A 25,213-nucleotide genomic window follows, 5' to 3' on the forward strand; every position below is an offset into this window, starting at 1 on the left:
CTTTTATCAATTTAAAAAGTAACGGTTACACCAAAATTATAAGTTGCGTATAACGGATATACGTTATTGTCGATACCTGCATTTAAAGGTGCTCCACCAATTTCGGGGCTAAAACCACGATATTTAAAGAAGTTGATAGGGTTTTGGGCATTGGCAAAGAATCTTACACGCTGCATCCTAAGCTTTGTAGCCAATGGAGATGGCAGGGTGTAACCTAATTGAATATTCCTGATCCTTACGTATGCACCGCTTTCTACATAAAAAGAGTTTGGTGCCGAGTTGGTTGTTGAACCAACGTTTACCGAAGGGTAGGTATTGGTGCTGTTTGCACCGGTCCAGCGGTTATCATAAAAATCTTTGCTAAAGTTTTCGTTACCGAAGCGGTAAGCGATGTTTGCATTATAAATGCTTACACCTGCTACGCCCTGTGCATCAATCGCCAAATCGAAGCCTTTGTAGTTGAAGGAAGTGTTTAAACCGAAAGTATACCTTGGGTTAGGGTCGCCAAGCGATATGCGGTCCTTACCATCAATTTGGTTGTCGCCGTTTTGATCCACATATTTAAAGTCGCCCGGTTTAGCGCTTGCGGCCTGCGCCGATGCAGCAACCTCAGCAGCCGTTTGGAAAACGCCATCAACTTTGTAGCCGTAAAACTCGCCTATTGGGCTGCCCAATACGGTACGGGTTGATAAAGCACCGTTAGCTAAACCACCACCACCTGAGTAAATAGGGTTGGCACCTGTGACAACCGATAATACTTTGTTTTTATTGTAGCCAACATTACCGCCTACTGTATAACTAAAGTCGGCACCTGCTTTGCCTCTCCAGGTAGCAGAAAACTCAAAGCCGCTGTTTTGGAAGTCGGCCTGGTTTCCAACGATGGACGCCGAACCCGTACCTACCGATGTTAGGATGGGAATAGCAAATATAGCTTGTTGTGTTTTGCGACTGTAATAGTCTAACTCAAAGCTTAAGCGATTGTTTAGTACGCTGGCCTCTAAACCAATGTCGGTACCAACACCACGTTCCCAAACAATTGTTGGGGGCACAACTGAATTAACACTTGCGCCAGTGTATGGCTGGCCACCAAAAATAGCGGTAAGGTAAGCTGCCTGGGTAACGTTGAGCTGCGTTGGGTTGAACGGCACGCCTGAGTTACCTACTTTACCCCAGCTTCCGCGTAGTTTTAAGTTATCGAAGATGTGCTGATCCTTCATGAAAGGTTCATTGCTGATAACCCAGCCAGCACCAACTGATGGGAAGTAACCCCAAACGTTGTTACCGTAGAACTGCGAAGCACCATCCTGCCTGATAGAGGCATTTAACAAATACCTATCTTTAAAAGCGTAGTTTACACGTGCAAAATATGATAAAGCAGTGTTTAATGAGCCACCGTCGGTTACATTACGGCCTGTGGTACTACCCAATTTCAGGTAAAGGTCGGCATCGCCATTGCTGTAAGGTACGTTTTGTGCGGTAGCGTTGAAGTTATAAGATTTATAACGCTGTGCGGTATGGCCCAATAAAACCGTTACCCTATGATCCTTAGCAAAGGTATTTTCATAGGTCAGGGTGTTTTCCCAGATCCAGTTGCGGGTTTCGGTACGGTTTACCGATAGTACGCTTAAAGCGTTACGCTGTGCAAGGGTAGCGGTGTAAACCGGGTTGTAATTGCGCGCTTCGGCCTGGCCTATATCGCCACCAAAGCTTGTACGGATCTTAAAGTGTTTTAAGAAATTAACCTCCGCGTACGCGTTACCGGTGAAACGGTAGTTTTGTGAACGCTGATTGTAAAAATCAAGTGTGGCTTGCGGGTTAAAGTTATTACCACCACCTAAGTTGTAGTCATTTGGGTCGCCGTAAGTGCCGTCAGCATAATATACGGGCAATACAGGGCCTGCTGCATACATTTGGCGAAAGACACTGTTAGGTATATCGATTGACTTACTGTACAAGCCGCTTACGTTATAACCCAGTTTAATTGCAGCGAATGGCGTGTAGTCGTTGGTTAACCGGGCTGTGTAACGTTTGTAATTGTTCCCTTTAACGTTACCATCCTGGTTAAGCATGCCTATAGAGAAGTTGTACTTCGATTTATCGGTACCACCATTAACAGATACGTTGTGGTTAGTTACAAATGCATCCCGTAAAATTTGCTGGTACCAGTTGGTACCGGTTCCAAAGCTATTTGGATCTGCAAATAACGGAGCTGCACCTGCGGATACAGTTAACTCGTTGATAGCTGTAGCATACTCGGTAGCATTTGCCATTTTAATTTGATTGGTAACCGTTTGCCAGCCGGCGTAACCATTATAGTTAACTGTAGCCGTACCAACTTTACCGCGTTTGGTTGATACCAATACAACGCCGTTGGCAGCACGGATACCGTAGATGGCAGTGCTTGATGCATCCTTCAGGATACTCATATTTTCGATATCGGTTGGCGCTAAAAAGCTGATATCATCATACCAAACACCATCAACAACGTATAACACATTGGTATTACCATAGATGGTACCTGTACCACGTATTTTAATTTCGGGAGAAGCACCCGGTGCACCGGAGTTGGTGATCTGAACGCCCGCTACTTTACCTTGTAGGGCAGAAACCGGGTTTACCGATGCTTGTTTGGAGATCTCCTCACCTTTTACTGATGCTACCGAACCGGTTACATCCAGCTTGCGTTGTGTACCGTAACCAACTACTACAACCTGCGCCAGTTCGTTTGTGCTGGGTTGTAATTTGATATCGATAGCGGTTTGCCCGTTTACGGGGATAGACTGTGTAGTGTAGCCTATGTAAGAAACCTGCAATATTGCGTTTGATGCGGCATTTACTGAGAATGCGCCGTTAACATCTGTCTGGGACCCTGCTGTTGTACCCTGTACCCCAACTGTTACGCCGATAAGCGGCTCGCCTGTTTTAGCATCGCTAACTTTACCTTTTACGATAATGTTTTGCGCTAACGCGAAAGTTGAGAAAAAAGTAAACAATAGAAGTAACCCTGAGATTGTATAAATTCTCTTCATAGTGGGTAGTGATTTGTTAGTACTTGGATTAATTGGTTTTTTGAAGCCTCGAAATTGCGGAGTTAATACAATTTTAACAAATAATATAACTCTACATTATTACATCAATCCAAAAACACTTTCTCATAAAAATTTCATCAAAAATATAAACGACTGTATTTTAGATGGTTGAATTATAGATAGTGTATTTTTTACATACTACAAACTTCTTAAAAGGGGTACGGGATACACTAAGGCTTATGAGAGGTAATGATGTAGTGTTATAGCTCGATGAGAAACTCTACGAGGTTCTTATCATGCTCGAGGTTGAGCTTCTTGCGGAGCCTGTAGCGGCGGATCTCCACCCCGCGCAAAGAAATATTTAACAACGATGCCATTTCTTTACTGCTCATGTTCATGCGCAGGTACGCGCAAAGTTTCAGGTCGTTTGGCACCAGGTCCGGGTGGCCGGTTTTTAGTTTTTTAAAGAAGTTCTCGTGCGCCTCGTTAAAGCTGCGCTCAAAAATATTCCAGTCGCGTTCATCGCTCATGCCATCGTTTATCACGTTATGGATCTTCTTCAGCTGCTCTTCCGAGATTTTTTTGCCGGCGCTATCCTTAAAGTTGTTCAGCTCATCGCTTAGCTTTTGCAGCAGTTCGTTTTTGTAAACAATGTTCATGGCGCTGTTTGCCAGCTCGCGGTTCTTGCTGGCCAGGTCGGCCTGCAATTGTTCGTTTTTTATGGTGACGATGTGCTGTTCGTTGGCAACAGCTTCGCGGCGAAGGAACTCTTCTTTCTCGCGCTGCAGTTTTTCCTGTATCTCGGCCTGGTGGCGGCTCAGCTTAAGGCGGTAATAATGCCTGATGACATAGTAAGCAAGTATCACCAGCAGCACATAAAATAAAAAGGCCAGGTTGCTGAGGTACCATGGTGGCAGCACCTTAAAAGTAAAGGCGGTTATTTCTGATACGTTCTCGTCGTTTATTTTGGCGCGTACTTTAAAAATGTAAGTGCCCTGGTTTAAGTTGGTGAACTCCTTTTGGCTCTGCAGGCTCCAATCCGACCATTGGCGGGAGTACCCGTCTAAGAAGTACTGAAATTTTATTTTTCCCTGCCGGTAATAGGGCAAACTGTACGAAATACGAAGATTATTTTGGTTGAAGGGGAGCTCGAGATCGTTATTATCTGTACTGATATCGCTGATGACCGACACCTTATCCGTAATGTTTTCTACCTGCCTTATCAGCACCAGAGGCAGCTTTTGCCTTTGCTGCTGGCGGGCATCCTCATCATTAAGGATAACAAAGCCATCATCAACGCTGATGAGGTAAATTTGGTTGTTAATGAGGTTGATGTTTTCGTAATTGCGCAACATCTGCCCATCAAGCATACTGAACCTGTTAGAGTCGATAGTGAGTTTGCCGGGTACCGACAGATCGGCAAGGGCAACCTTGCCATGATTGATGAACCAATACTTTTTGCCCACCGCCGCTATCACCTTATTGGATGTGGAGAAGGTGTGCAGGCTGTTGTTTAACTGGGTGTATTTATAAAATCGGTCGGTGATATCATCGTACACGTAAAAGCCCGACTCGGACGAGAAAACCACCCGGTTATCTAAATTGAAAACGCCGATGTTGTAGCTATCCGGCAGGCCCGAGTTTTTATCATAGTATTTTTTGGATGCTACCCGCTTCAAATCGGGCGTGAGGGTAACTTTATAAATACCTTTATAAGCATGGCTCACCCAGATCTGCCCCTTGCTGTCCTGCTCTACATACCGCGATGGTTCGCCAAAGCCTTCCACCTTGTTTTCGAACACCCAATTGCCTGCGGCATCCTTATGGTAAATAATAAGCCCGGTGTATGTGCCCTGTATTAGCCGGTTGGTATTGAATTTTTTTAACGTCCATCCACCGCTGAGCGAGGTTATTTTGGTGATACTACTGCCATTTACCTGGAAAGTGCCATCGTTATGGCCGCAAAGCAGGCGCCCATCCTGCAGGGAAAGTTCCCACACCTGCCCCTGCGAGCCGGGGATCAGCCGGAAATCAAAGGATTGGAATAAATGCTTGGAGCCGGGTATTACCCAATCTGCGTAAAACAGCCCCTGGTTGGTGCCCAGGTAAATTTTATTGTTGAAAATGATGCTGGAATATACCGTACCGAAGCGCCCCGTTTTATCGAAATAAAAATACAATGGGGAATTTACTTCTATACGATCGATACCATTATCGAGCCCCGCCCAAAGGTTTTGCTGCGCATCGGTATAAAGGCTCAGCACCGTGTTGTTTTGCAGCCCGCTTGATTTATTGATATGCTGCACCACGTTGCCTGCGGTATCTACAACCACTATTCCGCTTAAAATAGTGCCATAGGCAAAGTACTTGCCCGATATAACCGCGCCGTTGTTCAGCTGGTAATTTTTAAGGAAATCGTTCGCCTGGTTTTGCCAGGGCGTAATTTGCTTGCCATCGTAAATAAACAGGCCGTTTTTTGCCGTACCTATTAAATATTTGCCACGCTGAAAGGGCAGCACAGAGAGCACACGGCTGCCCAGGATATTACTGCCTTCTATAAAATTTAACTTATCGCCTTTTAGTTCGAACAGGCCGGCATCAACCTCCTCTACAAAATAACGCCCGCCCGGGCGAAAAAGGAACAGGAAAGGCTTTGGCGCTTTGATGACAGCAACCCGCCCTTTGGCATAAATATATATAGAGCCGAAGGATTGAAATATAACGCGGTCTTTCTCGATGTAGATCTTCCAGGTTTCCTCGTTTATAGGCTGGAATTCTTTGGGCACCAGGTGAATGAGCGAGCGGTATTTTAAAAAGCCGTTCCGGTTTTCCCAGTAACCAAACTCACCAAAACCGCCAGAGTATATTTTGCCTTTACCATCCGCCGCTACCGAGCGTACAATGAGTCCGTTAGGCATACGGTTGAGCTGCCAGTATTTCCCATCGAAGGAAAGAAGGCCCTCATCGTTACCAAAATACATTACGCCATGCTCATCCCGCGTTATCGACCAGTTTTGGTTGCCCGACTGGTATTGCGCCTTGGTATAATTTTGAACATAAGGCACCCCTATGCTTTTAATATCGGCCGCGAAAGCGCCAATATTTATAAAAACCAGTAGGGAAGCCAGCAGAACGTATTTACGCATAGGATGATGGATAGCGATAGGTAGCCGCCAAATATTTGTACGAAAATACATTTTTGGGATTGAATAAAAAGAAATAAGCTTATGGGTGGGGTTGTATCGCCTTCCGTCGGTTGGAAACCGACGGCAATGAAGGTGGGTAGGCGGACCTATTTCTTCAGAACCCCACCTTCATTGCCGTCCCATTTATGGGATGGATAATGGTTGAAAGCGATGCAATGAAGCTGATGTTGTGGCTAATATTTGGTCAGCTGAAACCGGCTGAACTACACAGTACACAGAACCCCACCTTCATTGCCGTCCCATTTATGGGGCGGATAACCAGGAATAATTCTGGCTTAGCCAAAAATTATTCCTGTTCTAAAGAAGCTAATTGCAAATTCCCTTTTTTAGCGGTATTAACCGGCTGCGGTACTTTTACATAATACCCTGTACCATCGTAAACGCGCTTGCGCGGATGTTCTTTACAGGCGTCGCTGCAGCAGCCGTCCATGGCGGTACCGCATTCATCGCATTGGGTAAAGTGTTCGTTGCACTCGGGGTTGGCGCAGTTGATCATCTTCGGCGTGGTTTTACCACAGTTAAGGCAGGTTGATATTACTACCGGGTTCACACTGTTCACGTCAACCGAAAGGCGGTTATCGAAAACATAGCATTTACCTTCAAAGTCCTCGCCGCCGGTTTCTTTGCCGTATTTAATGATACCGCCGTGTAGCTGGTAAACATCGGTAAATCCTTCGTGCAACAGCAGGGCAGATGCTTTTTCGCATTTGATGCCGCCGGTGCAATAGGTCAATATCTTTTTATCTTTATACTGGGCCAGCTCGTTTATCATGGCCGGGAAATCGCGGAAGTTCTCGATATCCAGTGTAACCGCGTTTTTAAATTTGCCCAGGTTGTGCTCGTAATTAGACCGTACATCAAGCACCACCACATCGTCGCGGTCTTTCATGGCCAAAAACTCCGCGGGTTCCAAATGTTTGCCGGTTTGTTTTTGCGGGTTGATCATGTTTGGATCGCGCAGGCCCGAATGCACGATCTCCGATTTATAACGGCAGTGCATTTTAACGAACGATGGCTCATCCACCTCATCAATTTTAAAATCGATACCAGCGAAGCGTTCGTCGGCGTGCAGGGTGTCCATATAGGTTTTGCAGGATTCCACAGAGCCCGAAACGGTACCGTTCAAACCTTCTTCGGCAACAATAATGCGGCCGGTTAATCCTAAATTTTTACAGAATTTTAAATGATCGGCAGCAAATTGCTCCGCATCGGCTATTGTTGAATAACAATAGTACAGTAGTGTATTATATTTTGCCATAAACCATTGATACTGTTGCAAACAGTGTTAAATGAGGTGCAAAGATAAGAATTTGAGCGGAAAGGTAAAAGGCCGCATTGACGTGTATAACGAATACAAAGAGAGGGGAGCGACCCGCCGATTTCTTTAAGGAGGCTTTGGTGTCCCACTTAGGTGTTTCACTGAATTTTATGTAATGAGCTGATATTTATTTAACCATTTAGTTTACAATAGTTTGTGGTAGTTATTTAAACAACGGGGGTATCCCAAAGTGTTTCACTAATTCTATGTAAAATACTGATAGTTAACTATATGTAAAAACAGGGTGTCCCACATTTGCAAGTGGGACACCCTGTATCGTCCTGAAAAAAATTTACACTTATCGTATCCCGTAAAAGATCCTGAAGCCTTGCAGGTACTTTTTGTTGCCGGCGTAGGAGATACCATAATCAACCCGGAAGATGAGGCGCTGCACACCTACGTAAAATTCCCGGTAGTTAGGGTTGCCCTTGGTGGTTAAAAAGTTGGCGCCTATTACTTCTTCCAGTTTCAGGCGGCGCAGGTAAGGCACTTTATTTAGTAAAGAACCTGCGAAATTATGCTGGTAATGGGCTTCTAAAAAGCCGCCGTTGGTGCTATACGTATAAAAAGGCAGGAAGTGGAAGCTACCGATGTAGGTAGGATCGAAAGTGGTACCCTGGTTACCTAAATAGTGGTAGTAATCCATATAGTATAGTTTCTTGTTGTTAATGTAACCGCCGGCAGTCAATTTAAATGACGAATAACCAGACAGGCCTATACGCATATTGTATTGCGAAATATCTGCGGATGCAAAATCATAATTTACATCAGAGCCCAGCACACCCTCAAAGCCCCTGCGGTAGGTAACGGTAAGCGTTGGGTATTTAGATGGCAGGTTGAACTTACCTGTTGGGCGTGTAATGTATTGCTGATCGAACGTAAAGGTAGCAGCTGTAGTAAAAGATAACGCCTGGTGTGTTGGGAACAAAAAGGACCGGTCGTCCGGCGGTGTGCCTGCCGGGGCCAATGGGTTATTGGAGGTGAACTCCTTGTCTTTCACATCAACCAAATGCCCTAAATTGGTATTATAAAGCTGGCGGCGGCCCGAGTAGCTCAGGTTTGCGCTCCATAATACGCCATTGGCAACCTCGCGTTGATAACCAAAAGCACCAAATTGGGAGCGGTAATATTTTACGTAGTTATTTTCGCTCAAGATGGTACTCAGGGTATTAAAGTAAAGCGAGCGGGTACCTACGTTGTTCAGATCCAGCACGTCGCTGCCAAAATTCACCCAGAATTTTGCGTTGTGGAAAGGATCGTTTTTGTATTCGGTAAGTATATTCGCGCTGAATAATTTATTGGAAAAGCCATACCGCAGGGCGGGTGTTATAGCCAGCGAATGGAAATCATCTATAGTGCGGGTGTAGCGTACCTTGGCGTTTATACCAAAACCTTCTACCGTATTGTAGTAAAACGTTTGGAGGAAAGGGAAAATATAAAGCGAGTCGCGTTCGGTGCGGTCGCTGGCGCTATAGCCAAATATCAAGTAACCGGGATAATTGATGCCATTTTTGGTATGCTGAAGGGTATCCAGGTATGCCTCCGTTTTATGGTAGGCGGCAACGCTGTCTTTTTTCTCGTAATCGCGTATTTCCAGCGGCGTTAGGGGGACAGGACGATTTGCTGCCCAGTAATTTGGAGTTTTAATATTGGCAGCTGTATCAATTTTGAGGATCTCACCGGTAAAATACTTGTCGGGGAAATTGGGGTTTAACTTATAATTGTTATAAATACCCTGGTAGTATCCGCCAAATTTAAAACCCAATACAGAGCCTTTGAAATTGAACAATACCGAAACCGGCATCCATACACTATCAGTAATAGGGATATATTGTTGCCGCACCTGCAGGGTATCAACCAGGTTTAGCGAATTGGATCTCCCTTTAAGCATCAGGTCGACACTGTAGATACGCCAGTCGCCTTCCACAATATAAATGCTGCCGGTAAAATATTGGCCGTACTCGCGTTTAGGGATTACCTGTATCTTATATATCGTTTGCCCGTTTTGTATGGTGCTGCCTACAAGCTGATAGCGATAGAAGGTAAATGCGTTTGATGCTACCGGCGATACATAACCGCGGGTACTTAGCCCGGGTACAGTGAAAACATTATTATAAAAATTAACCTGCAGATCGGATGCTTTATTGTATCCAAATGCGGTGTTAATACCCGCATTCCTGGAAGCTATGGTTATTTCTTTTATTTTATCCGGCGATTGATAGTTAAAGCTTGATAACGATTCGGATTGATAAAGGATACCGCGGCCCAGCGAATCGAGGTCGAGCGCGCGGGTAACTGCTTTGCTGCGTAACGATTTTGGGGTGCTTAAAAGCTTTTGTACACCTTTGATATATATCGCACAAGAATAGCCTTTCAATTCGTTTAAATGTGCTTCGCGCTTTTGAAGCACCATGCGCATAATAGTATCACCGGGGTCCAGGTTGCGCCTCCATTTGTCGGATACCTGGCTAAATTTGAATTCTTCGGGTGCTAATTGAATGTTGTGCACTTCATCATGATCGGTAACGGTAACGGTTTCTGACTGAACGGTGTAGCCCGCCAAACGGTAAACAACATTGTAAGTGCCCGGGCTTAGCTTAAAGTGGTAAATGCCCTCTTCGTTGGCCGTAGTGCCGTATGTAGAACTGCGGATATACACGGAAGCAAAGGGCACCGGCTCATTTTGTTGCCCGGTAATTTTACCTGATAAAATATATTGCTGTGCCGAAGCACTAACGGCTGTAAGTAAAAAAACAAGAAGGGGTAAATATCTTTTCATAGGTTTTACAAATAATAATTTTCAGGCCAAAATGTTTGTTTACTGCTGTAATATATTAAAAATGTTGCAGGTAAGTGTTCATTTGGCGGTAATGTTTAATTTTGCAGCCTTAACAGCTATATTATGTATAAAACATTGCAGCCGGTTTTACAGCAGGAACTTGCCGGTATTGAAGAAGCGGGGCTATATAAACGGGAGAGAATAATTACTTCGCCACAGGGGGCAGATATTACTGTGCAGGGCGGTAAAGAGGTGATAAACTTTTGTGCCAATAATTATCTGGGCTTATCGGGCAACCAAAAAGTGATAGATGCGGCCAAGGCTGCAATGGATACGCACGGTTATGGCTTGTCGTCCGTTAGATTTATTTGCGGTACGCAGGATATACATAAAGAGCTTGAGCAGAAGATAGCCGATTTTTTAGGCACCGAAGACACCATTCTTTACGCGGCAGCTTTTGATGCCAATGGTGGCGTATTCGAGCCGCTGTTTAACGAGCAGGATGCCATTATATCCGACGAGTTGAACCACGCCTCCATCATCGATGGCGTGCGTTTGTGTAAGGCACAGCGCCAGCGCTACAAACACGATGATATGGCCGACCTGGAAGAAAAACTCAAAGCAACACAAAGCCTCCGCCACCGCATTATTGTTACTGATGGCGCATTCTCTATGGATGGCACCATAGCCCAATTAGATAAAATTTGCGCGTTGGCAGAGCAGTACAATGCATTGGTAATGATAGACGAGAGCCATTGCAGCGGCTTTATGGGCAAAACCGGCCGCGGTACGCACGAGCATCACAATGTAATGGGCAAGATAGATATCATCACCGGTACCTTAGGTAAAGCGCTTGGCGGTGCATCGGGTGGTTTTACATCCGGCCGTAAAGAGATCATCGATATGTTGCGCCAGCGTTCGCGCCCGTATTTATTCAGCAATACACTTGCGCCGGCCATTACAGGGGCATCTATAGCGGTACTGGATATGCTGAGCGAAACCACCGACCTGCGCGATAAACTGGAAACCAACACCCAATACTTCCGCGAGAAAATGACTGCGGCAGGGTTCGATATTAAACCCGGCGTACACCCGATAGTACCTGTGATGCTTTATGATGCCAAGCTTGCACAGGAATTTGCCGCCAAAATGCTGGAAGAAGGTATTTATGTGATAGGCTTTTACTACCCGGTAGTGCCGCAAGGCAAAGCAAGGATCCGCGTACAGATCTCTGCCGCACATGATAGGGAACATCTGGATAAAGCCATTGCTGCCTTTACCAAGGTAGGTAAGGAATTAGCGGTGATAAAATAAATGTTACGTATAAGTTTTTTATATTTGTACGTATAATCAATTTATTATGGAAAGCATAAAATTAACTTTGAGCGTTAAGTCAGCCTCTTTGCCAGCTATAAAAAAATATGCAAAGGAAAAGCATACAAGCGTTTCTAAATTGGTTCAGGATTTTTTTGATGAGATTGTGGAAAAAGATAAGAAAGAAGATCCTTTGCTTGAAAGGTTAAAGAATATCGAACTATCTGATGATATTAAAGCCCTAACGGGTGTTTTAAAAGGCAAATATCCTGACGACATGGACTACAAGGACATGAAATATGAATACCTAAAAGATAGGTATGGCTTATAGATATTTATACGTAGATAGTGATGTGCTACTTGATCTGGTGTTATTAAGAACTCCCTTTTTTGGTTATACTCAATTGCTATTGCACGAGAGTGAAAAGCGTAAACTGGAATTACGGACATCTGCATTAGTTTTTGCCAATATGAACTACATTTTATCAAAGAAAAATGGAGCCCAGGCAGCAAAGGAAAGCTTACGTACGCTGAGGAGTTTGATAAATATTTTACCCTTTGAAGGCGATTCGGTTGATTGGGCATTATCGAGCCCGTTTGCGGATTTTGAAGATGCCATTCAAAATCATATCGCGATTAAACACAACTGCGACATTATCATCACCCGTAACATAAAAGATTACAAGCAATCCACCATCCCGGTATTAACTGCCGAACAATTTTTAAGAACAATACTATAATGCAATCAAAAATAGATCAATATACCGACGAGATAAAAGCGTTTACTGCCGCTAAGGCCGAAGAACTGGAAGCATTCCGTATAAAATTTTTAGGTACAAAAGGGATTATTAAAGACCTGTTTGAACAATTTAAAACCGTTAGTGCCGATGAGAAACGCACTTTCGGTAAAGTTTTGAACCAGTTTAAACAGCTAACCGAAGCACGTTACGAAGAGATCAAAGAATCGCTTGGCTCTGCTACGGTAGATACCAAATCTGATATCGACCTGACGCTGCCGGGTGATGGCTTAGAGATAGGCTCGCGCCATCCGCTTTCGCTGGTGCGTAACGAGATCATCGATATATTCAAACGTCTTGGGTTCGTAGTAGCCGAGGGGCCGGAGATCGAAGACGACTGGCATAACTTCTCGGCACTAAACTTCCCGGAGGAACATCCCGCGCGCGATATGCAGGACACTTTCTTTATCCGCAAGGGCGATAAAGAGCAGGGAGATATTGCTTTGCGTACCCATACCTCATCGGTACAGGTGCGTATGATGGAGAACGGCAAACCGCCTTTCCGCGCTATTATGCCCGGCCGTGTTTACCGCAACGAGGCTATCTCTGCCCGTGCGCATTGCTTTTTCCACCAGGTGGAGGGCTTGTATGTGGATGAGAACGTTTCCTTCTCCGATCTGAAACAAACGCTTTATCACTTTGTGCAGGAGCTTTACGGCGAAGGCACCAAAGTGAGGTTCCGCCCGTCGTATTTTCCATTTACGGAGCCATCGGCAGAGATGGATATCTCTTGTACCATTTGTGGTGGTTCGGGCTGTAACATGTGTAAATACAGCGGTTGGGTAGAGATATTGGGCTGCGGTATGGTTGACCCTAACGTTTTGGAAAATTGCGGTATCGATAGCAAAAAATACACCGGCTTTGCCTTTGGCATGGGTATGGAAAGAATTGCCAACCTAAAATATGTGATCCGCGATCTGCGTTTATTCTCTGAGAACGACGTCCGTTTCTTAAAGCAGTTTCAATCAGAGATCATATGAGGAATACACTTATCATCATTTTTGCCGCATTAACTTTTATGGGCTGCGGCAAAATTGAAGGTGTAGTGCCAAGTGTGCCGGTAAATTTCAGGGCATCCAAAACCGATCCGCGTTTGGCGGCGCTTAATAGTGCCGGCGGTTCGGTAGTTATATCCGGTTACGGCGTGGCCGGGCTGTTGCTTTATCGCCAGGCAGATGGCACATACTCGTGTTACGACAGGTGCAGTAGCTACCAGCCCGAAAAACTATGCGCTGTAAGCCCGGATGCAACCGGCTTTACCGCTACCGACCCATGCAGCGGTGCAAAGTTCTCGCTATCAGACGGTAGCCCCGTAAAGGCACCTGCGGTAAAATCCCTGCGGGCTTATACCGTAAATGTGAGTAATTTTGAGATATTTGTGTCAAACTGATACATGGAAGCCGATAAAATTAAAGATAGTATTAAGCGGGCAGCGCAGGATCTGTTCCGCAAATTCGGTTACCATAAAACAAGTGTAAACGAAATAGCCAAGCGCGCCAAGATAGCCAAGGCCACTATTTATAAGTATTTTGAGAGTAAAGAGGCCATTTTGCACGTGCTGCTGATGGACTATATTAAGTTGAGTGTAGACGAACTGATAAACACCAACGTACCCGAACTGGATGAAGAGGCACACCTCAATAACCTCATCATGAAAACCTGCCGCCTCTCTTACACCGTTTGCAACGAATTTATAGGCTGGGATTTTATCCGCGAAAGCACCAACTCCCAGGATTTTTTAAAGAACTTGAGCAACGAGCTGGAAGAATTGCTGGTGCAGTCGTTTACCCAATTGCAGGGCATCCGCAAGCACGAAACCTACCAGCAGCGCCTGCGTTTTTTAATTAAATGCAGCAAAAGCATCGTATTCAGCTTCGCCTTTACCTCGGTAAGCGATAGCGACGTGCGCAAAAATTTTGTATCCTTCCAAAAAGAGATCTTGCCTTATTTGGTGAAGGCGGCAATACTGGTTTAGGCAATCTGAACGATCCTCGCGTTCTCGCATTCCGGATGGTTATTTACAAGATCAGCAATAGCGTTTTTCATGGCAATAAACGATGTGCCATAAAAGTACAAGGCAGTTTCTGTATTACCCTGGTGGTATCTGACAACGTCGCTTTTTATGCCGGTCAATTCCCTGATTTGGGTGGCTAACGCTTCGGAGTCTGAATTTTTATAAACTTCATCAGAAAGGTTAATACCATCAAGGTAAATTGCCAACCCTTCTAATTTTCCAAATTCTATCTTTTCGCCGGTTTGCTCGATGATTAGTTTCGAACCTTTAGGCGCCCCCAATTCCTCCAACTTTTCAATGATTTCTTTAACACTCTGATCATTGAAATTACTGTCGACTACTTTAATCTCTACATCGCAATATTCAATTTCATTGGTCTCGCTCAATAATGTCCCGCCACCGGTTACTTCTCCGTAGTATTTCATTTTTAAAAAGCTATCCAACGGGTCTTCGTACACTTCGCCGCGGTCAATGGGCATTACTTTATCATTCAATTGCGCAACTATATAGTTTTCTTTTCTGGGTTGGGGATTGAATATTTTTTTGAGGAAGTTTTTAATCATCTTTTGATAAGGTTTCGATAGGTAAATGTAGTAAGCATTTCATTCACAAAATAATTAAACAGAATTATTTGGAATGATAAATTCAATTTATTTACTTTGTTATTCAAAGTACTTTATAATTAAACATAGAGACGAGATGACCGCTGGCAAAAGATCCAGCGTTATTTTTTAAATATTTACTTTGAAATACAAAGAACTTTTAATTAAAAACATGATAGACCAAATCCCACAACAACCCAAAAAATGGTATCAGGATTCCATCCTGGTGAAACTAAGCGTTATTACGCTTTTGATCCTTTTATTACTCATCCCATCGTCCTGGATCCAGGGACTAATAGATGAGCGGCAGGAAAGCCAGATAAAAATGGGCAACCAGGTTTCCGATCGCTGGTCGGGTAGCCAACTGGTACAAGGGCCGGTATTAATATTACCCTATAAAAAACAGCTGGCAGCAGGCAAGGAAAGTTTAGGCTACATTTATGTACTGCCCGAGGATGTAAGGATAAAGGCAAACCTTAAAACGGAGTTGTTTAAGCAAGGTGTTTTTGATGTTACAGTATACAATTCTAAAGTTGGGGTGCAGGGGAGCTTTTCGCAGCCGAACCTGGTTAAGCTCGGCATCGACCCGGCGTTGGTGATGTATGATAAAGCGCGGTTGCTCTTCAGTATCTCCGATCTTAAAGGGCTTAAGAATAATCCATCTGTAAAAGTGCAGGGGCAAAGCTACGTTCCCGAACCAACATCAGGCGAGGTAAATCCTTTCGAAAAATCGTTGCAGGTAGGCTTTACTTTGCCCGCTACAGGCAGCATTGCTTTTAGTTACGATCTTGATCTGAAGGGGAGCAATGATATCAACTTTCTGCATATCGGCAAAACTACCGAAGTTGAATACACCAGCGATTGGAAAACGCCAAAGTACAATGGCCGTTACCTGCCCGATACCCGCGACACCACTGCCAGTGGTTCCAGCGCCAAATGGCATATGCTGTATTATAACAGGCCGTTCCCGCAGCAATGGCTCAATGACGATAGTGTTTTGAATAGCCCCAAAGCCCTTGCCGAAGCTACTTTTGGCGTAAAGCTGCAATTGCCCATTGATGAATACCGCAAGGTAATGCGTACCAATAAGTATTCTACGCTTATCATTCTGCTCACTTTTGTATCCCTGTTTTTAACCGAGCTGATTCGCAAGCAGCGCATTCACCTGTTCAACTATACGCTGATAGGCGCAGCCATGATCGTATATTACATCCTGTTACTGTCCTTCGCCGAGCAAATAGGGTTTAATTACGCCTACCTGCTATCCTCCACGGCAACTATTGGGCTCATATCCTTCTTTACCGCGTCGCTGTTGAATAATAAGGCAGCCGCTGCATTATTTGCCTTTATCCTCACGGTGTTTTACGGTTTCATTTTTATCATTATACAATTGGAAGAATATTCATTGTTAGTTGGTGGTATCGCCCTGTTTATTATTGTAGCAGCGCTGATGTATTTCTCCAGAAAGATCAATTGGGATAGCCATTAAAATTTTCACCTAAACCTGTTCACCACATATATCCGTCGCATGTAATTATGCATGCGGCGGATTTTAAACCAAATCAGCATGCACACAAGCAATTATTGGATAGGGCATTTCAAGGCAAATGCCCGCGAAAAACGCATCGACTGGAACCTATTTCCATCGTTAACCGCTGAAGAGGTGAAAATTATACTGCCGTCGCTGCAGGCCTGGCAACTGGGCGAAACCTCGGAAGGGGCACATTTAATTGCCGCTTCCACCAAGTATGCCAACAAAATAGGCGACACCGACTATGTGGAAGCTGTTAAGCTTTTTATAAAGGAGGAGCAAAAACACGGCAATAACCTTGGCCGGTATATCGACGGCATCGGGCAAACGCGTATTAGCAAAGATTGGGGCGATACGCTGTTTAGGAAAGTGCGGTACTACAATACCAATATGGAAATATGGACGGTGGCTGTTATTGTGGTAGAAAGCACGGCGCAGATATTTTACCAGGCACTAAAAGATGCTACAGATTGCGAACTTTTACAGTCCATCTGCACCGATATATTGATAGATGAGGCTTATCATATTACCTTCCAAACCGAGCGGCTGGCGATGATTTATGAGGGTAAGTCGGATACCGCGAAAGCCTGGCGAAACTTTGTTTATAAGGCGTTCTTCTTTTTAACATCCTGCCTGGTATGGTTTGCACACCGCACTTTATTTAAAGCAGGCGGCAATACCTTTAATTCTTTCACCCGGAAGATGATATATAAGTACCGTAAAACCATAAAAATGATAACCGAAGAGCAGCAAAATAGCGTATCGTGGAAATGAAGCCGAAATAAAATCAAAATACCGTTTTGGTTTTTGGTATAATAATACTATGTTTGCATAGTAAAATTTACCGCCATGAGTGAAGAATTAATGGAGTTTTCGGAACTTATTGATGAGCAATTCGAGATGGAAGACATCACCATCGAAGTTTATATCGATAAGTTGTTGAGCATATTTTTGTAGGGAACGCTTTTAACAAGGTTACTCCGTACTCTTGTTTTGGGGTAGCAGCTTATATGCTCAGCAAATGCTAGAAAATAGTTATGAAAAATTTTTGCTTGGTATCCGTCGTTGTTTTGCTGCTATTATTCTGCGGTTACCGCAGTTGCAGCCCCTGGAGCAGAACGCATCATATTTTAACAGTCAGCGTTAATCGTTACAATGGCGATAAGGGGTGCCCGGTGAAGTTATACCGGGAGTATTATCTCGTATTGCAAAGTTTTATGGCCACTGACCTCAATTCGGTTTACCTTACAGATTCTACCAACTTCAGAAAATTCCTGGGGACTTATGACACCGAAGGCGAATTTATCACCACCAAGTGCAAAGGCGACAGAGTATATATTTCAAAAAAAGTTCCTGCAAGTGAAACTCCTGATCCGAACTTAAAAAAGATCACAGAGCAAAGGGCGTACAGCCTTAAAAAGTTAAAGGAATCTATATTCTTTTAATTGATTGTAAACAAGTAAAAGAATTTATGATTTCAGAAATAGCCTTACCTTTGCATCCTTATGGGCAGATCTGGTAAACCAAGGGTAAATAAAGTTTTTGAGAACGTTACGGTAATTGATATAGCCGAAGAAGGCAAAGGTGTTGGCAAAGCCGACGATTTTGTTTTGTTCATAGAAAAAGCCGTCCCGGGCGATATTGCCGATATTGAGGTTTACCGCAGCAAAAAGAATTTTGGCGAAGGCAAGATCACCCGCCTCATCCAGCCATCAGAATACCGCACAGAAGCTTTCTGCGAGCATTTTGGTACCTGCGGTGGCTGCAAATGGCAGCACATGACTTATGATGCCCAGCTAAAATTCAAACAAAAGGCCGTACACGATGCCCTTACCCGTATTGCCAAGATAGAGGTGGAGCACATGGACGCCATTGTGCCATCCCCCGCCGACCGTTACTACCGCAACAAACTCGAATACACCTTCTCCAACAAACGCTGGCTGTACGATGGCGAGAACCGCGAGGATGAAGCGCTGGATATGAACGCCCTCGGTTTCCATATCCCGGGCAGGTTTGATAAGATATTAAATATTAACCATTGCTACCTGCAGGCCGAACCATCAAACGATCTGCGCAACAGCATCAACCAATACGCCAAAGAGCTGGGCATCAGTTACTACGATGTGCGCCAGCACACCGGCGCTTTGCGTAACTTGATCATCCGTACCTCATCTACCGGCGAAATTATGGTGATCGTGGTTTTCGCCCACGCGGATGAGGAGCAGGTGAGCAAGCTGATGGGTTTTGTGGATGCAAACTTCCCGCAGATAACCTCGCTGCTGTATATCCTCAACACCAAAATGAACGATACCATTTTCGACCAGGAAGTGCTGAGCTGGAAAGGCCCGGAATACATCCACGAGGAAATGGCAAACGGGCATGGCAAAGTGATCCGTTTTAGAGTGGGTCCGAAATCGTTCTATCAAACCAACTCCATACAGGCTTTAAAACTTTACGAAATAACCCGCGATTTTGCCCAGTTTAAAGGCAATGAACTGGTTTATGACCTTTACACCGGCGCAGGCACCATTGCCAATTTTATTGCCGACCAGGTACGCGAAGTTGTAGGCGTGGAGTATGTACCAACCGCTATTGAGGATGCCAAAGTGAACTCGCAGATCAACAGTATCACCAATACCAAATTCTTTGCCGGCGATATGAAGGATGTGCTGGTAGCCGATTTTGTGGCAGAGCATGGCAAACCCGATGTGATCATCACCGACCCGCCACGCGCCGGCATGCACGCCGATGTAGTTGCCCGCCTGATGGAAATTGAAGCGCCAAAAATTGTTTACGTAAGCTGCAATGCCGCCACCCAGGCCCGCGACCTGCTGGTGCTAAAGGAGAAATACGACACCGTAAAAATTCAACCGGTAGATATGTTCCCGCATACCCAGCACGTGGAGAATGTGGTATTGCTGAAGTTGCGGTAGTGAGTTCGGTATCTGCATCGCCGTCGATTTAGTCGACGTGACCGTTGTAGTTACCGGAGATAAGCGCTAATTTGGCGTTTGTCTTTTAAATCTATCAGTTCATCGGTATTCCAATCAACCAGTAACAAATTGTAACTTTCTCCCAAATCGTACAACGTGGATGTGATAATCTTTAATTGAGCAGGGGAGGTGATCTGTTTGATGTTTATCCAAATGTTTTCAATAAACTCGCCTTTTACATCAAAAAATAAGGTGAAACTTTTAAATCCATAAGCTTTTGTTTTCACCTCTTTTTGCTCAAAGAAATAATCGTTACCATATTCTACGCGCCTGTATTTTGGCATCCCATGGCCCGATAAAATGTTTTCCAGTGTATCTGCACGAAATTCTTTATCAGTAGTGGGCACCGGGTTGCTCTGCCTTGCCATTATATCAGTATAAAAGCCTTCCTCTGTCCTGTGCGCTTCTCCAAACGCGCTGTAAATTTTGAGTTGTTGTTGCAGGAAGGCAAGGTTATCCGAAGGGATTATCTCCACCTGTAAATAATCGTCCTCCCATAGGGTAGCCGTATCCGCTTCCTGTTTTGCTGCATCAGTATTGAGCCTAAAAAAGTCGAAGATTCTGAAAATACTCATAGCTACCGTAGTTGGCTGTTTACTGTTTTAACGCCTTACAAACTTCCCCAATCGTTTCGCTCAGCGGCTTAAACTCAAAGCCTATCGCCTTTTTAATTTTGCTGTTATCAAACTCGCGGGTTACCGATGCGGCTCGGGCGCTGGTTTTATCAATGGCGGGGCTCTTCCCGGTTAGGCCGCCCCAAAGGGATGCGCCGCGCCAGGCGAGTTCCATCATCCAGGGTTGGGCCAGTTTTGCCGGGGCAGGTACGCCAAGCTTGCCGGCTATCTCGGTAAATATTTGCTGATAAGGCCGGTTTTCGGCATTGATGATGTAACGCTCGCCGCTGATGTCGCTTTCCATCAGGGCTATCATGCATTTGGCTACGTCCTGCACATCTACAAAACCCATGGTGCCTTTGGTATAAAACTTTAAGCCTTTGAGTATGGTCTCGAAGATCTGCCCGCTGCCTTCAATACCCGCACTTGGGCCAATGATGATAGACGGGTTTACAATAACCGCATCAAGCCCTTCGGCAATGCCGCGCCACACTTCCATCTCGCTTTCCAGTTTTGATATGGCGTAGCCGTCCTGTTCAAGGGTTGGGTCGAGGTGATGGTTCTCGGTAATAAGCTCGCCGGGTTTTGCTTCGCCCACGGCGGCTACCGAACTGGTATGCACCACGCGGACGCCTTTTTCGGTACAGAGATCAACCAGGTAGCCGGTGCCGGTAACGTTGGTACGGATCATCGGCGCTTTATCTGCCGCTTTTAACGATACCCATGCGGCGCAATTGTAAACCTGGGTTACACCATCCAGCGCAGCCTCTAAAGCAAAGGCATCCATTAGATCAGCCTCTACCCATTCTATTTTGGCAGGGTAGGGAACCAGGATCTCGGGAATAGTAGAAGTAGCGCGTTTAGTGCAACGGATACTGTTACCGCGCAGGATAAGCTCCTTCGCCAGTTCGGCCCCTAAAAAACCTGTTGCACCGGTTACGAGAATCATTTAATTTGAAGATTTGAAAATGTGCTAATTTGAAAATGTATGCAAAAGTAAATTTTAGACGGAGTAAATCGCGATTTTCTGCAACTGTATTTGGCTAAGCTGTATTTTTAATTTTCAAATCTTCAAATCAAACCATTTTCAAATTACTAAAATTAATATGTTTGTCACTTCTAACATATATCGGAATTTTCAAATCTTCAAATTACCCCATTTTCAAATTACCCCATGTCTTTAGCCGATTTTTTCACCCCTATCGATCTTAAGAAAATAACGCCTAAAGATGGGTTTTATACTAGCCAGCTGGGCGACAGGATAGATCATCATTCGGTTGCCTTCCCCGACCTGGAACAAAAAATCGATATCGCCATCATCGGTGTGCTGGAAGATCGTAACGCTATAAACAACCCGGGCTGCGCTCTGGGTCCGGATTATGTGCGCGAAAAACTATACCAGTTAAACGAGGGTGGCTACACCACCAAAATAGTTGACCTTGGTAATATTAAACGCGGCGATAAAGTTACCGATACCTACTTCGCGCTAAAAACCGTGGTAGAGGAATTGATAAAAAAGGATATCGTTCCGGTAATTATCGGCGGCGGGCAGGACCTTACTTACGCCCAGTATATGGGTTACGAAAACCTGGAACAAAAGGTGGATGTGCTGGTGGTTGATTCGCATTTCGACCTGGATGATGACGGCTTTGGCGCCAGCATCGAAACCAATTCCATAGCCTACCTCAATAAGATCTTCCTGCACGAACCCAATTACCTGTTCAATTTTAGCAACCTGGGGTATCAAACCTATTTTGCCAGTCAGGAAAGTTTACGGGTGATGGATAAGCTGTACTTTGATGTACACCGCCTGGGCGAACTGGCGGGCAACATCAGCGTTACCGAGCCGGTTATCCGCAACGCCAACATGGTGAGCTTTGATATGGGGGCTATCCGCTCATCAGATGCGGTGGGTAATGCCAATGCCAAGCCAAACGGTTTTTATGGCGAAGATGCCTGCCAGGTATGCCGCTACGCAGGTTTCAGCGATAAGCTCACCTCCATAGGGTTTTATGAGTTTAACCCTGCCTACGATAATAACGGGCAAACCGCTATGCTGCTCTCGCAAATGATCTGGTATTTTATTGATGGCTTTTATAACCGTAAGAAAGATTTTCCGCTTAACCCCAAATCGCAATACCTTATTTACAAAACCAGCCTGAAGCACGAAGAGCACGAACTGGTATTTGTAAAAAGCAAAAAAAGCGACCGCTGGTGGATGCAGGTACCCTACCCAACGGGCGGATCGAAGAACGAGCGCTACCATTTAGTGCCCTGCCGGTACGAGGATTATAAGACCGCCCGCTCCGGCGATATGCCCGACCTGTGGTGGCGCACCTACCAAAAATTGAACTGATTGGCAATTCATTAGCCTTTTTGCCGTTATGTAAACTTACTATTGTTATAAATGAAAAGATTTTTTTTATGCCTGCTGGCTCTTTTGCCGGCGCTTGCATTTGCACAAACTGCACAGTCTTTTACCATAAAAGCAAAGGTGGGCAAGTACAATAAACCTGCGCAGGCGTTTTTGGCCTACCGTTTAGGCGCCAATACTGTTACAGATTCGGCCGCTATTGTAAACGGCGAATTTACTTTTACCGGTACCATCACCAACCCGCTTAACGCAACGTTGTTTATCGATTCGAAAGGCATCGGGTTTAATAAATTTGTATCGCAAAACTTTAACGAAAGTACAGGGCCATCAAAAGCAACCGATTACCTGGGATTTTATGTTGATAAGGGGGTAGTGACCATAACATCTGCCGATTCGCTTAAGCAGGCAAAAATTACAGGTTCAAAAGTAAATGATGATGATGCCAAATTAAAGGCGCAGCTAAAACCCATTTTTACAAAAGCGCAGGCCATATCAAAAGAAGCGCAGGCAGCGACACCCGTGCAGCAGCAATCGGCCGCATTTCAAAACAGCATGACGGCTAAATACAAAGCCCTGCAGGATGAGCAGCGCAACATGCTGAAAACCTTTATCTCCGCCAACCCCGATAGTTACCTTAGCCTGCTGGCTTTAACCAGCGTTAGCGGCCCCTCGCCGGATGTGGCCGAGGTAGAGCCGCTGTTTAATTCGCTGACGGATGAATTGAAAAACTCCGACCAGGGCAGGCAGTTAAAATATTCGCTTGATAATTTAAAGATCACGGCCATAGGTTCCATTGCGCCCGATTTTATACAGAACGATGTGAACGGCAAGCCGGTGCAGCTATCATCGCTTAGGGGTAAGTACGTATTGATAGATTTTTGGGCATCGTGGTGCGGCCCCTGCCGCCAGGAAAACCCTAACGTGGTACGTACTTATCATAAATACAAAGGCAAAAACTTCACCATATTAGGCGTATCGCTTGATAAAGAAACCGCTAAGGATGCCTGGCTGGCAGCTATTAAAAGCGATGGACTGGAATGGACCCAGGTATCCGACCTTAAATTCTGGAACAACATGGCCGCTACACTTTATGGCGTGCACTCCATCCCCCAAAACTTCCTGATAGACCCGCAAGGAAAGATCGTAGCCAAAAACCTGCGAGGTGACGCGCTGGATGATAAATTGCAAGAGTTGTTAGGGAAGATATAATTTAAGTCTGGAAGTCAGGGAAGGCCGAAAGTCCGGAAGACGGAGGAAAAGTCCGAAGACGGATATCCAAAAGATGAAATACTAAGCAACAAAAAAAAGAAGTCCGCAAGAATTATGCACTATGCACCCTTCTTACGGACTTTCTGTCTTTCGGACTTTCGGTCTTCTTTGTCAGTATTGTGTTACAGTTTAAGCTCCTGCTTTGATTTTAAGCTAGATAATTACATCTTAGGGTTTTAAAGCTACCTCATAATTTATGAAGAAATTATTTTTAAGTGCTGCGGCATTTATACCTGCCATACTTTTTGCACAGGATACTAAATATACCATTCAGGGCAACATTGGCACCTTGAATAAGCCTGCCAAAGTTTACCTGCAATACCGTAAGGATGGCAAAACCGTAAGCGATTCGGTTACGCTAAAGGACGGTAAGTTTGCGTTTAAAGGCGATGCGGGTGCTACCCCAACCAGTGCCAGGCTTTGGTTTAATCCTAAAGCATCGGGTATGGGCGCAGCCGAAGATTCTCATTCAATTTACCTGGAACCGGGTGTAATCACTGTAACTACTACCGATTTGCTGGCCCACGCCAAAGTGGATGGCCCCAAAACCAACCAGGAAAACGAACTATACCGCGCAGCTTTAAAACCGGTTGATGATGGTTACGATGCATTGGATGCCAAAGAAAAAGCTGCAGGTGAGGCTGCTAAATCCGAGGAGTTTAAAAAGGGGATACGCAAGGAAGAAAAAGCCCTTACCAATCAGTGGAACGGAATTAATAAGCAATTTATAAAAGATCATCCCGATTCGTATATCAGCCTTACTGCGCTGCAGTCGTACGCTTACAGTGCCGATTATGCAGATATTGCACCGCTTTACGAATCGCTTACCCCGGTAATCAAAGAGTCGGTGGCTGGTAAAAAATTTGGCGACCTTATGCCGAAATTAAAAGCTGTTGCCCTGGGCGCAACGGCCCCTGAGTTTGCCGAAGCCGATACTGCCGGTAAAATGATGAGCCTGTCATCCTTCCGCGGGAAATATGTGCTGATAGATTTTTGGGCATCGTGGTGTGGCCCCTGCCGTGCCGAAAACCCAAATGTGGTAAAAGCATACAACCAATATAAAGACAAAAACTTCACCATCGTAGGGGTATCATTAGATAAGCCAACCGCCAAAAAAGCCTGGCTGGAAGCCATCCACAAAGACGGCCTTACCTGGACGCAACTCTCCGACCTTAAATTCTGGGACAGCAAAGCCGCTGCGATGTACGCGGTAAAAGGCATCCCCCAAAACTTTTTGATAGACCCCAACGGCAAGATCATCGCCAAAAACCTCAGGGGCGACGATTTGAACGATAAGCTTGCACAACTGTTCAATGGTTCATTAGTTCAATAGTCTAATCGCATAAAAGAAGCCGTATTGCAAATCTGCAATA

General features: G+C 44.9%; 20 protein-coding genes. 13 read left to right on the forward strand and 7 right to left on the reverse strand.

Annotated elements, in window-relative coordinates:
* Positions 1-11: 11 nt before the first annotated feature.
* The 4 genes from IDJ77_RS13400 to IDJ77_RS13415 form a co-directional block, all read right to left on the reverse strand.
* Positions 12-3,029 (reverse strand): SusC/RagA family TonB-linked outer membrane protein, encoded by a 3,018-nt coding sequence (locus IDJ77_RS13400; RefSeq protein ID WP_191189470.1) that lies wholly within the window; start codon positions 3,027-3,029, stop codon positions 12-14.
* A 260-nt stretch (positions 3,030-3,289) separates the two neighbouring features.
* Entirely contained in the window at positions 3,290-6,175 is a 2,886-nt protein-coding gene (locus tag IDJ77_RS13405) for a triple tyrosine motif-containing protein (protein WP_191189471.1), read from the reverse strand.
* Positions 6,176-6,521: 346 nt separating this feature from the next.
* Positions 6,522-7,493, reverse strand: a complete 972-nt coding sequence (trhO, locus tag IDJ77_RS13410) for an oxygen-dependent tRNA uridine(34) hydroxylase TrhO (RefSeq protein WP_191189472.1) — start codon at positions 7,491-7,493, stop codon at positions 6,522-6,524.
* Positions 7,494-7,851: 358 nt separating this feature from the next.
* Entirely contained in the window at positions 7,852-10,332 is a 2,481-nt protein-coding gene (locus tag IDJ77_RS13415) for a DUF5686 family protein (protein WP_191189473.1), read from the reverse strand.
* Positions 10,333-10,455: 123 nt separating this feature from the next.
* On the opposite strand from IDJ77_RS13415, the gene kbl reads away from it, so the two are divergent.
* Genes kbl through IDJ77_RS13445 form a run of 6 tightly spaced genes read left to right on the forward strand, consistent with a single transcriptional unit; the run spans position 10,456 to position 14,418 of the window.
* A complete protein-coding gene (gene kbl / locus IDJ77_RS13420) occupies positions 10,456-11,646 on the forward strand; it encodes a glycine C-acetyltransferase (RefSeq protein WP_191189474.1) in 1,191 nt (396 codons plus the stop codon).
* A gap of 46 nt (positions 11,647-11,692) precedes the next feature.
* Positions 11,693-11,977, forward strand: coding sequence for a DUF6364 family protein (locus IDJ77_RS13425; protein WP_191189475.1), 285 nt, complete (start codon positions 11,693-11,695; stop codon positions 11,975-11,977).
* Entirely contained in the window at positions 11,967-12,386 is a 420-nt protein-coding gene (locus IDJ77_RS13430) for a PIN domain-containing protein (protein ID WP_191189476.1), read from the forward strand. The genes IDJ77_RS13425 and IDJ77_RS13430 overlap by 11 nt, the downstream gene beginning before the upstream one ends.
* On the forward strand, positions 12,386-13,423 hold the full coding sequence (pheS, locus tag IDJ77_RS13435; RefSeq protein ID WP_191189477.1) for a phenylalanine--tRNA ligase subunit alpha: 1,038 nt from the start codon (positions 12,386-12,388) through the stop codon (positions 13,421-13,423). The genes IDJ77_RS13430 and pheS overlap by 1 nt, the downstream gene beginning before the upstream one ends.
* The gene (locus IDJ77_RS13440; protein WP_191189478.1) at positions 13,420-13,833 is read left to right on the forward strand and encodes a Rieske (2Fe-2S) protein; all 414 of its coding nucleotides are present in this window, start codon (positions 13,420-13,422) and stop codon (positions 13,831-13,833) included. The genes pheS and IDJ77_RS13440 overlap by 4 nt, the downstream gene beginning before the upstream one ends.
* A gap of 3 nt (positions 13,834-13,836) precedes the next feature.
* Positions 13,837-14,418 carry a TetR/AcrR family transcriptional regulator gene (locus tag IDJ77_RS13445; protein ID WP_191189479.1) on the forward strand — a complete coding sequence of 194 codons (582 nt, stop codon included), beginning with the start codon at positions 13,837-13,839 and terminating at the stop codon, positions 14,416-14,418.
* On the opposite strand, the gene IDJ77_RS13450 is transcribed toward IDJ77_RS13445, so the two are convergent.
* Positions 14,415-15,020 carry a hypothetical protein gene (locus IDJ77_RS13450; RefSeq protein WP_191189480.1) on the reverse strand — a complete coding sequence of 202 codons (606 nt, stop codon included), beginning with the start codon at positions 15,018-15,020 and terminating at the stop codon, positions 14,415-14,417. The genes IDJ77_RS13445 and IDJ77_RS13450 overlap by 4 nt on opposite strands.
* A gap of 211 nt (positions 15,021-15,231) precedes the next feature.
* Here IDJ77_RS13450 and creD point away from each other — a divergent pair, with 211 nt between their 5' ends.
* From creD to rlmD, 4 genes are all read left to right on the forward strand, one after another.
* Complete coding sequence (gene creD / locus IDJ77_RS13455) at positions 15,232-16,548, forward strand: cell envelope integrity protein CreD (protein ID WP_191189481.1); 1,317 nt, start codon at positions 15,232-15,234, stop codon at positions 16,546-16,548.
* Positions 16,549-16,626: 78 nt separating this feature from the next.
* The gene (locus IDJ77_RS13460; protein WP_191189482.1) at positions 16,627-17,364 is read left to right on the forward strand and encodes a ferritin-like domain-containing protein; all 738 of its coding nucleotides are present in this window, start codon (positions 16,627-16,629) and stop codon (positions 17,362-17,364) included.
* Positions 17,365-17,627: 263 nt separating this feature from the next.
* Entirely contained in the window at positions 17,628-18,035 is a 408-nt protein-coding gene (locus tag IDJ77_RS13465) for a hypothetical protein (protein ID WP_191189483.1), read from the forward strand.
* Between the two features lie 60 nt (positions 18,036-18,095).
* Positions 18,096-19,523 carry a 23S rRNA (uracil(1939)-C(5))-methyltransferase RlmD gene (rlmD, locus tag IDJ77_RS13470; protein WP_191189484.1) on the forward strand — a complete coding sequence of 476 codons (1,428 nt, stop codon included), beginning with the start codon at positions 18,096-18,098 and terminating at the stop codon, positions 19,521-19,523.
* 50 nt (positions 19,524-19,573) lie between these two features.
* Here the strand turns inward: rlmD and IDJ77_RS13475 are convergent, their stop codons facing one another.
* Both IDJ77_RS13475 and IDJ77_RS13480 read right to left on the reverse strand, forming a co-directional pair.
* Positions 19,574-20,158, reverse strand: a complete 585-nt coding sequence (locus IDJ77_RS13475) for a hypothetical protein (RefSeq protein WP_191189485.1) — start codon at positions 20,156-20,158, stop codon at positions 19,574-19,576.
* A 19-nt stretch (positions 20,159-20,177) separates the two neighbouring features.
* Positions 20,178-21,146: an NAD-dependent epimerase/dehydratase family protein gene (locus IDJ77_RS13480; RefSeq protein ID WP_191189486.1), complete on the reverse strand. Its 969-nt coding sequence runs from the start codon at positions 21,144-21,146 to the stop codon at positions 20,178-20,180.
* A 225-nt stretch (positions 21,147-21,371) separates the two neighbouring features.
* On the opposite strand from IDJ77_RS13480, the gene IDJ77_RS13485 reads away from it, so the two are divergent.
* The 3 genes from IDJ77_RS13485 (at position 21,372) to IDJ77_RS13495 (ending at position 25,173) form a co-directional block, all read left to right on the forward strand.
* The gene (locus tag IDJ77_RS13485; protein ID WP_191189487.1) at positions 21,372-22,553 is read left to right on the forward strand and encodes a formimidoylglutamase; all 1,182 of its coding nucleotides are present in this window, start codon (positions 21,372-21,374) and stop codon (positions 22,551-22,553) included.
* A gap of 51 nt (positions 22,554-22,604) precedes the next feature.
* Positions 22,605-23,780 (forward strand): TlpA disulfide reductase family protein, encoded by a 1,176-nt coding sequence (locus tag IDJ77_RS13490; RefSeq protein ID WP_191189488.1) that lies wholly within the window; start codon positions 22,605-22,607, stop codon positions 23,778-23,780.
* Between the two features lie 256 nt (positions 23,781-24,036).
* The gene (locus IDJ77_RS13495; RefSeq protein WP_191189489.1) at positions 24,037-25,173 is read left to right on the forward strand and encodes a TlpA disulfide reductase family protein; all 1,137 of its coding nucleotides are present in this window, start codon (positions 24,037-24,039) and stop codon (positions 25,171-25,173) included.
* Positions 25,174-25,213 lie beyond the last annotated feature (40 nt).

Origin of the sequence: Mucilaginibacter pankratovii, from assembly GCF_014773265.1 — a bacterium.
GTDB classification, from domain to species: domain Bacteria; phylum Bacteroidota; class Bacteroidia; order Sphingobacteriales; family Sphingobacteriaceae; genus Mucilaginibacter; species Mucilaginibacter pankratovii.

What these genes read in the sequence shown, in the direction of transcription:
- IDJ77_RS13400 (WP_191189470.1), bottom strand. Translation starts at nt 3,029, where the DNA reads ATGAAGAGAATTTATACAATCTCAGGGTTACTTCTATTGTTTACTTTT.
- IDJ77_RS13405 (WP_191189471.1), bottom strand. Translation starts at nt 6,175, where the DNA reads ATGCGTAAATACGTTCTGCTGGCTTCCCTACTGGTTTTTATAAATATT.
- trhO (WP_191189472.1), bottom strand. Translation starts at nt 7,493, where the DNA reads ATGGCAAAATATAATACACTACTGTACTATTGTTATTCAACAATAGCC.
- IDJ77_RS13415 (WP_191189473.1), bottom strand. Translation starts at nt 10,332, where the DNA reads ATGAAAAGATATTTACCCCTTCTTGTTTTTTTACTTACAGCCGTTAGT.
- kbl (WP_191189474.1), top strand. Translation starts at nt 10,456, where the DNA reads ATGTATAAAACATTGCAGCCGGTTTTACAGCAGGAACTTGCCGGTATT.
- IDJ77_RS13425 (WP_191189475.1), top strand. Translation starts at nt 11,693, where the DNA reads ATGGAAAGCATAAAATTAACTTTGAGCGTTAAGTCAGCCTCTTTGCCA.
- IDJ77_RS13430 (WP_191189476.1), top strand. Translation starts at nt 11,967, where the DNA reads ATGGCTTATAGATATTTATACGTAGATAGTGATGTGCTACTTGATCTG.
- pheS (WP_191189477.1), top strand. Translation starts at nt 12,386, where the DNA reads ATGCAATCAAAAATAGATCAATATACCGACGAGATAAAAGCGTTTACT.
- IDJ77_RS13440 (WP_191189478.1), top strand. Translation starts at nt 13,420, where the DNA reads ATGAGGAATACACTTATCATCATTTTTGCCGCATTAACTTTTATGGGC.
- IDJ77_RS13445 (WP_191189479.1), top strand. Translation starts at nt 13,837, where the DNA reads ATGGAAGCCGATAAAATTAAAGATAGTATTAAGCGGGCAGCGCAGGAT.
- IDJ77_RS13450 (WP_191189480.1), bottom strand. Translation starts at nt 15,020, where the DNA reads ATGATTAAAAACTTCCTCAAAAAAATATTCAATCCCCAACCCAGAAAA.
- creD (WP_191189481.1), top strand. Translation starts at nt 15,232, where the DNA reads ATGATAGACCAAATCCCACAACAACCCAAAAAATGGTATCAGGATTCC.
- IDJ77_RS13460 (WP_191189482.1), top strand. Translation starts at nt 16,627, where the DNA reads ATGCACACAAGCAATTATTGGATAGGGCATTTCAAGGCAAATGCCCGC.
- IDJ77_RS13465 (WP_191189483.1), top strand. Translation starts at nt 17,628, where the DNA reads ATGAAAAATTTTTGCTTGGTATCCGTCGTTGTTTTGCTGCTATTATTC.
- rlmD (WP_191189484.1), top strand. Translation starts at nt 18,096, where the DNA reads ATGGGCAGATCTGGTAAACCAAGGGTAAATAAAGTTTTTGAGAACGTT.
- IDJ77_RS13475 (WP_191189485.1), bottom strand. Translation starts at nt 20,158, where the DNA reads ATGAGTATTTTCAGAATCTTCGACTTTTTTAGGCTCAATACTGATGCA.
- IDJ77_RS13480 (WP_191189486.1), bottom strand. Translation starts at nt 21,146, where the DNA reads ATGATTCTCGTAACCGGTGCAACAGGTTTTTTAGGGGCCGAACTGGCG.
- IDJ77_RS13485 (WP_191189487.1), top strand. Translation starts at nt 21,372, where the DNA reads ATGTCTTTAGCCGATTTTTTCACCCCTATCGATCTTAAGAAAATAACG.
- IDJ77_RS13490 (WP_191189488.1), top strand. Translation starts at nt 22,605, where the DNA reads ATGAAAAGATTTTTTTTATGCCTGCTGGCTCTTTTGCCGGCGCTTGCA.
- IDJ77_RS13495 (WP_191189489.1), top strand. Translation starts at nt 24,037, where the DNA reads ATGAAGAAATTATTTTTAAGTGCTGCGGCATTTATACCTGCCATACTT.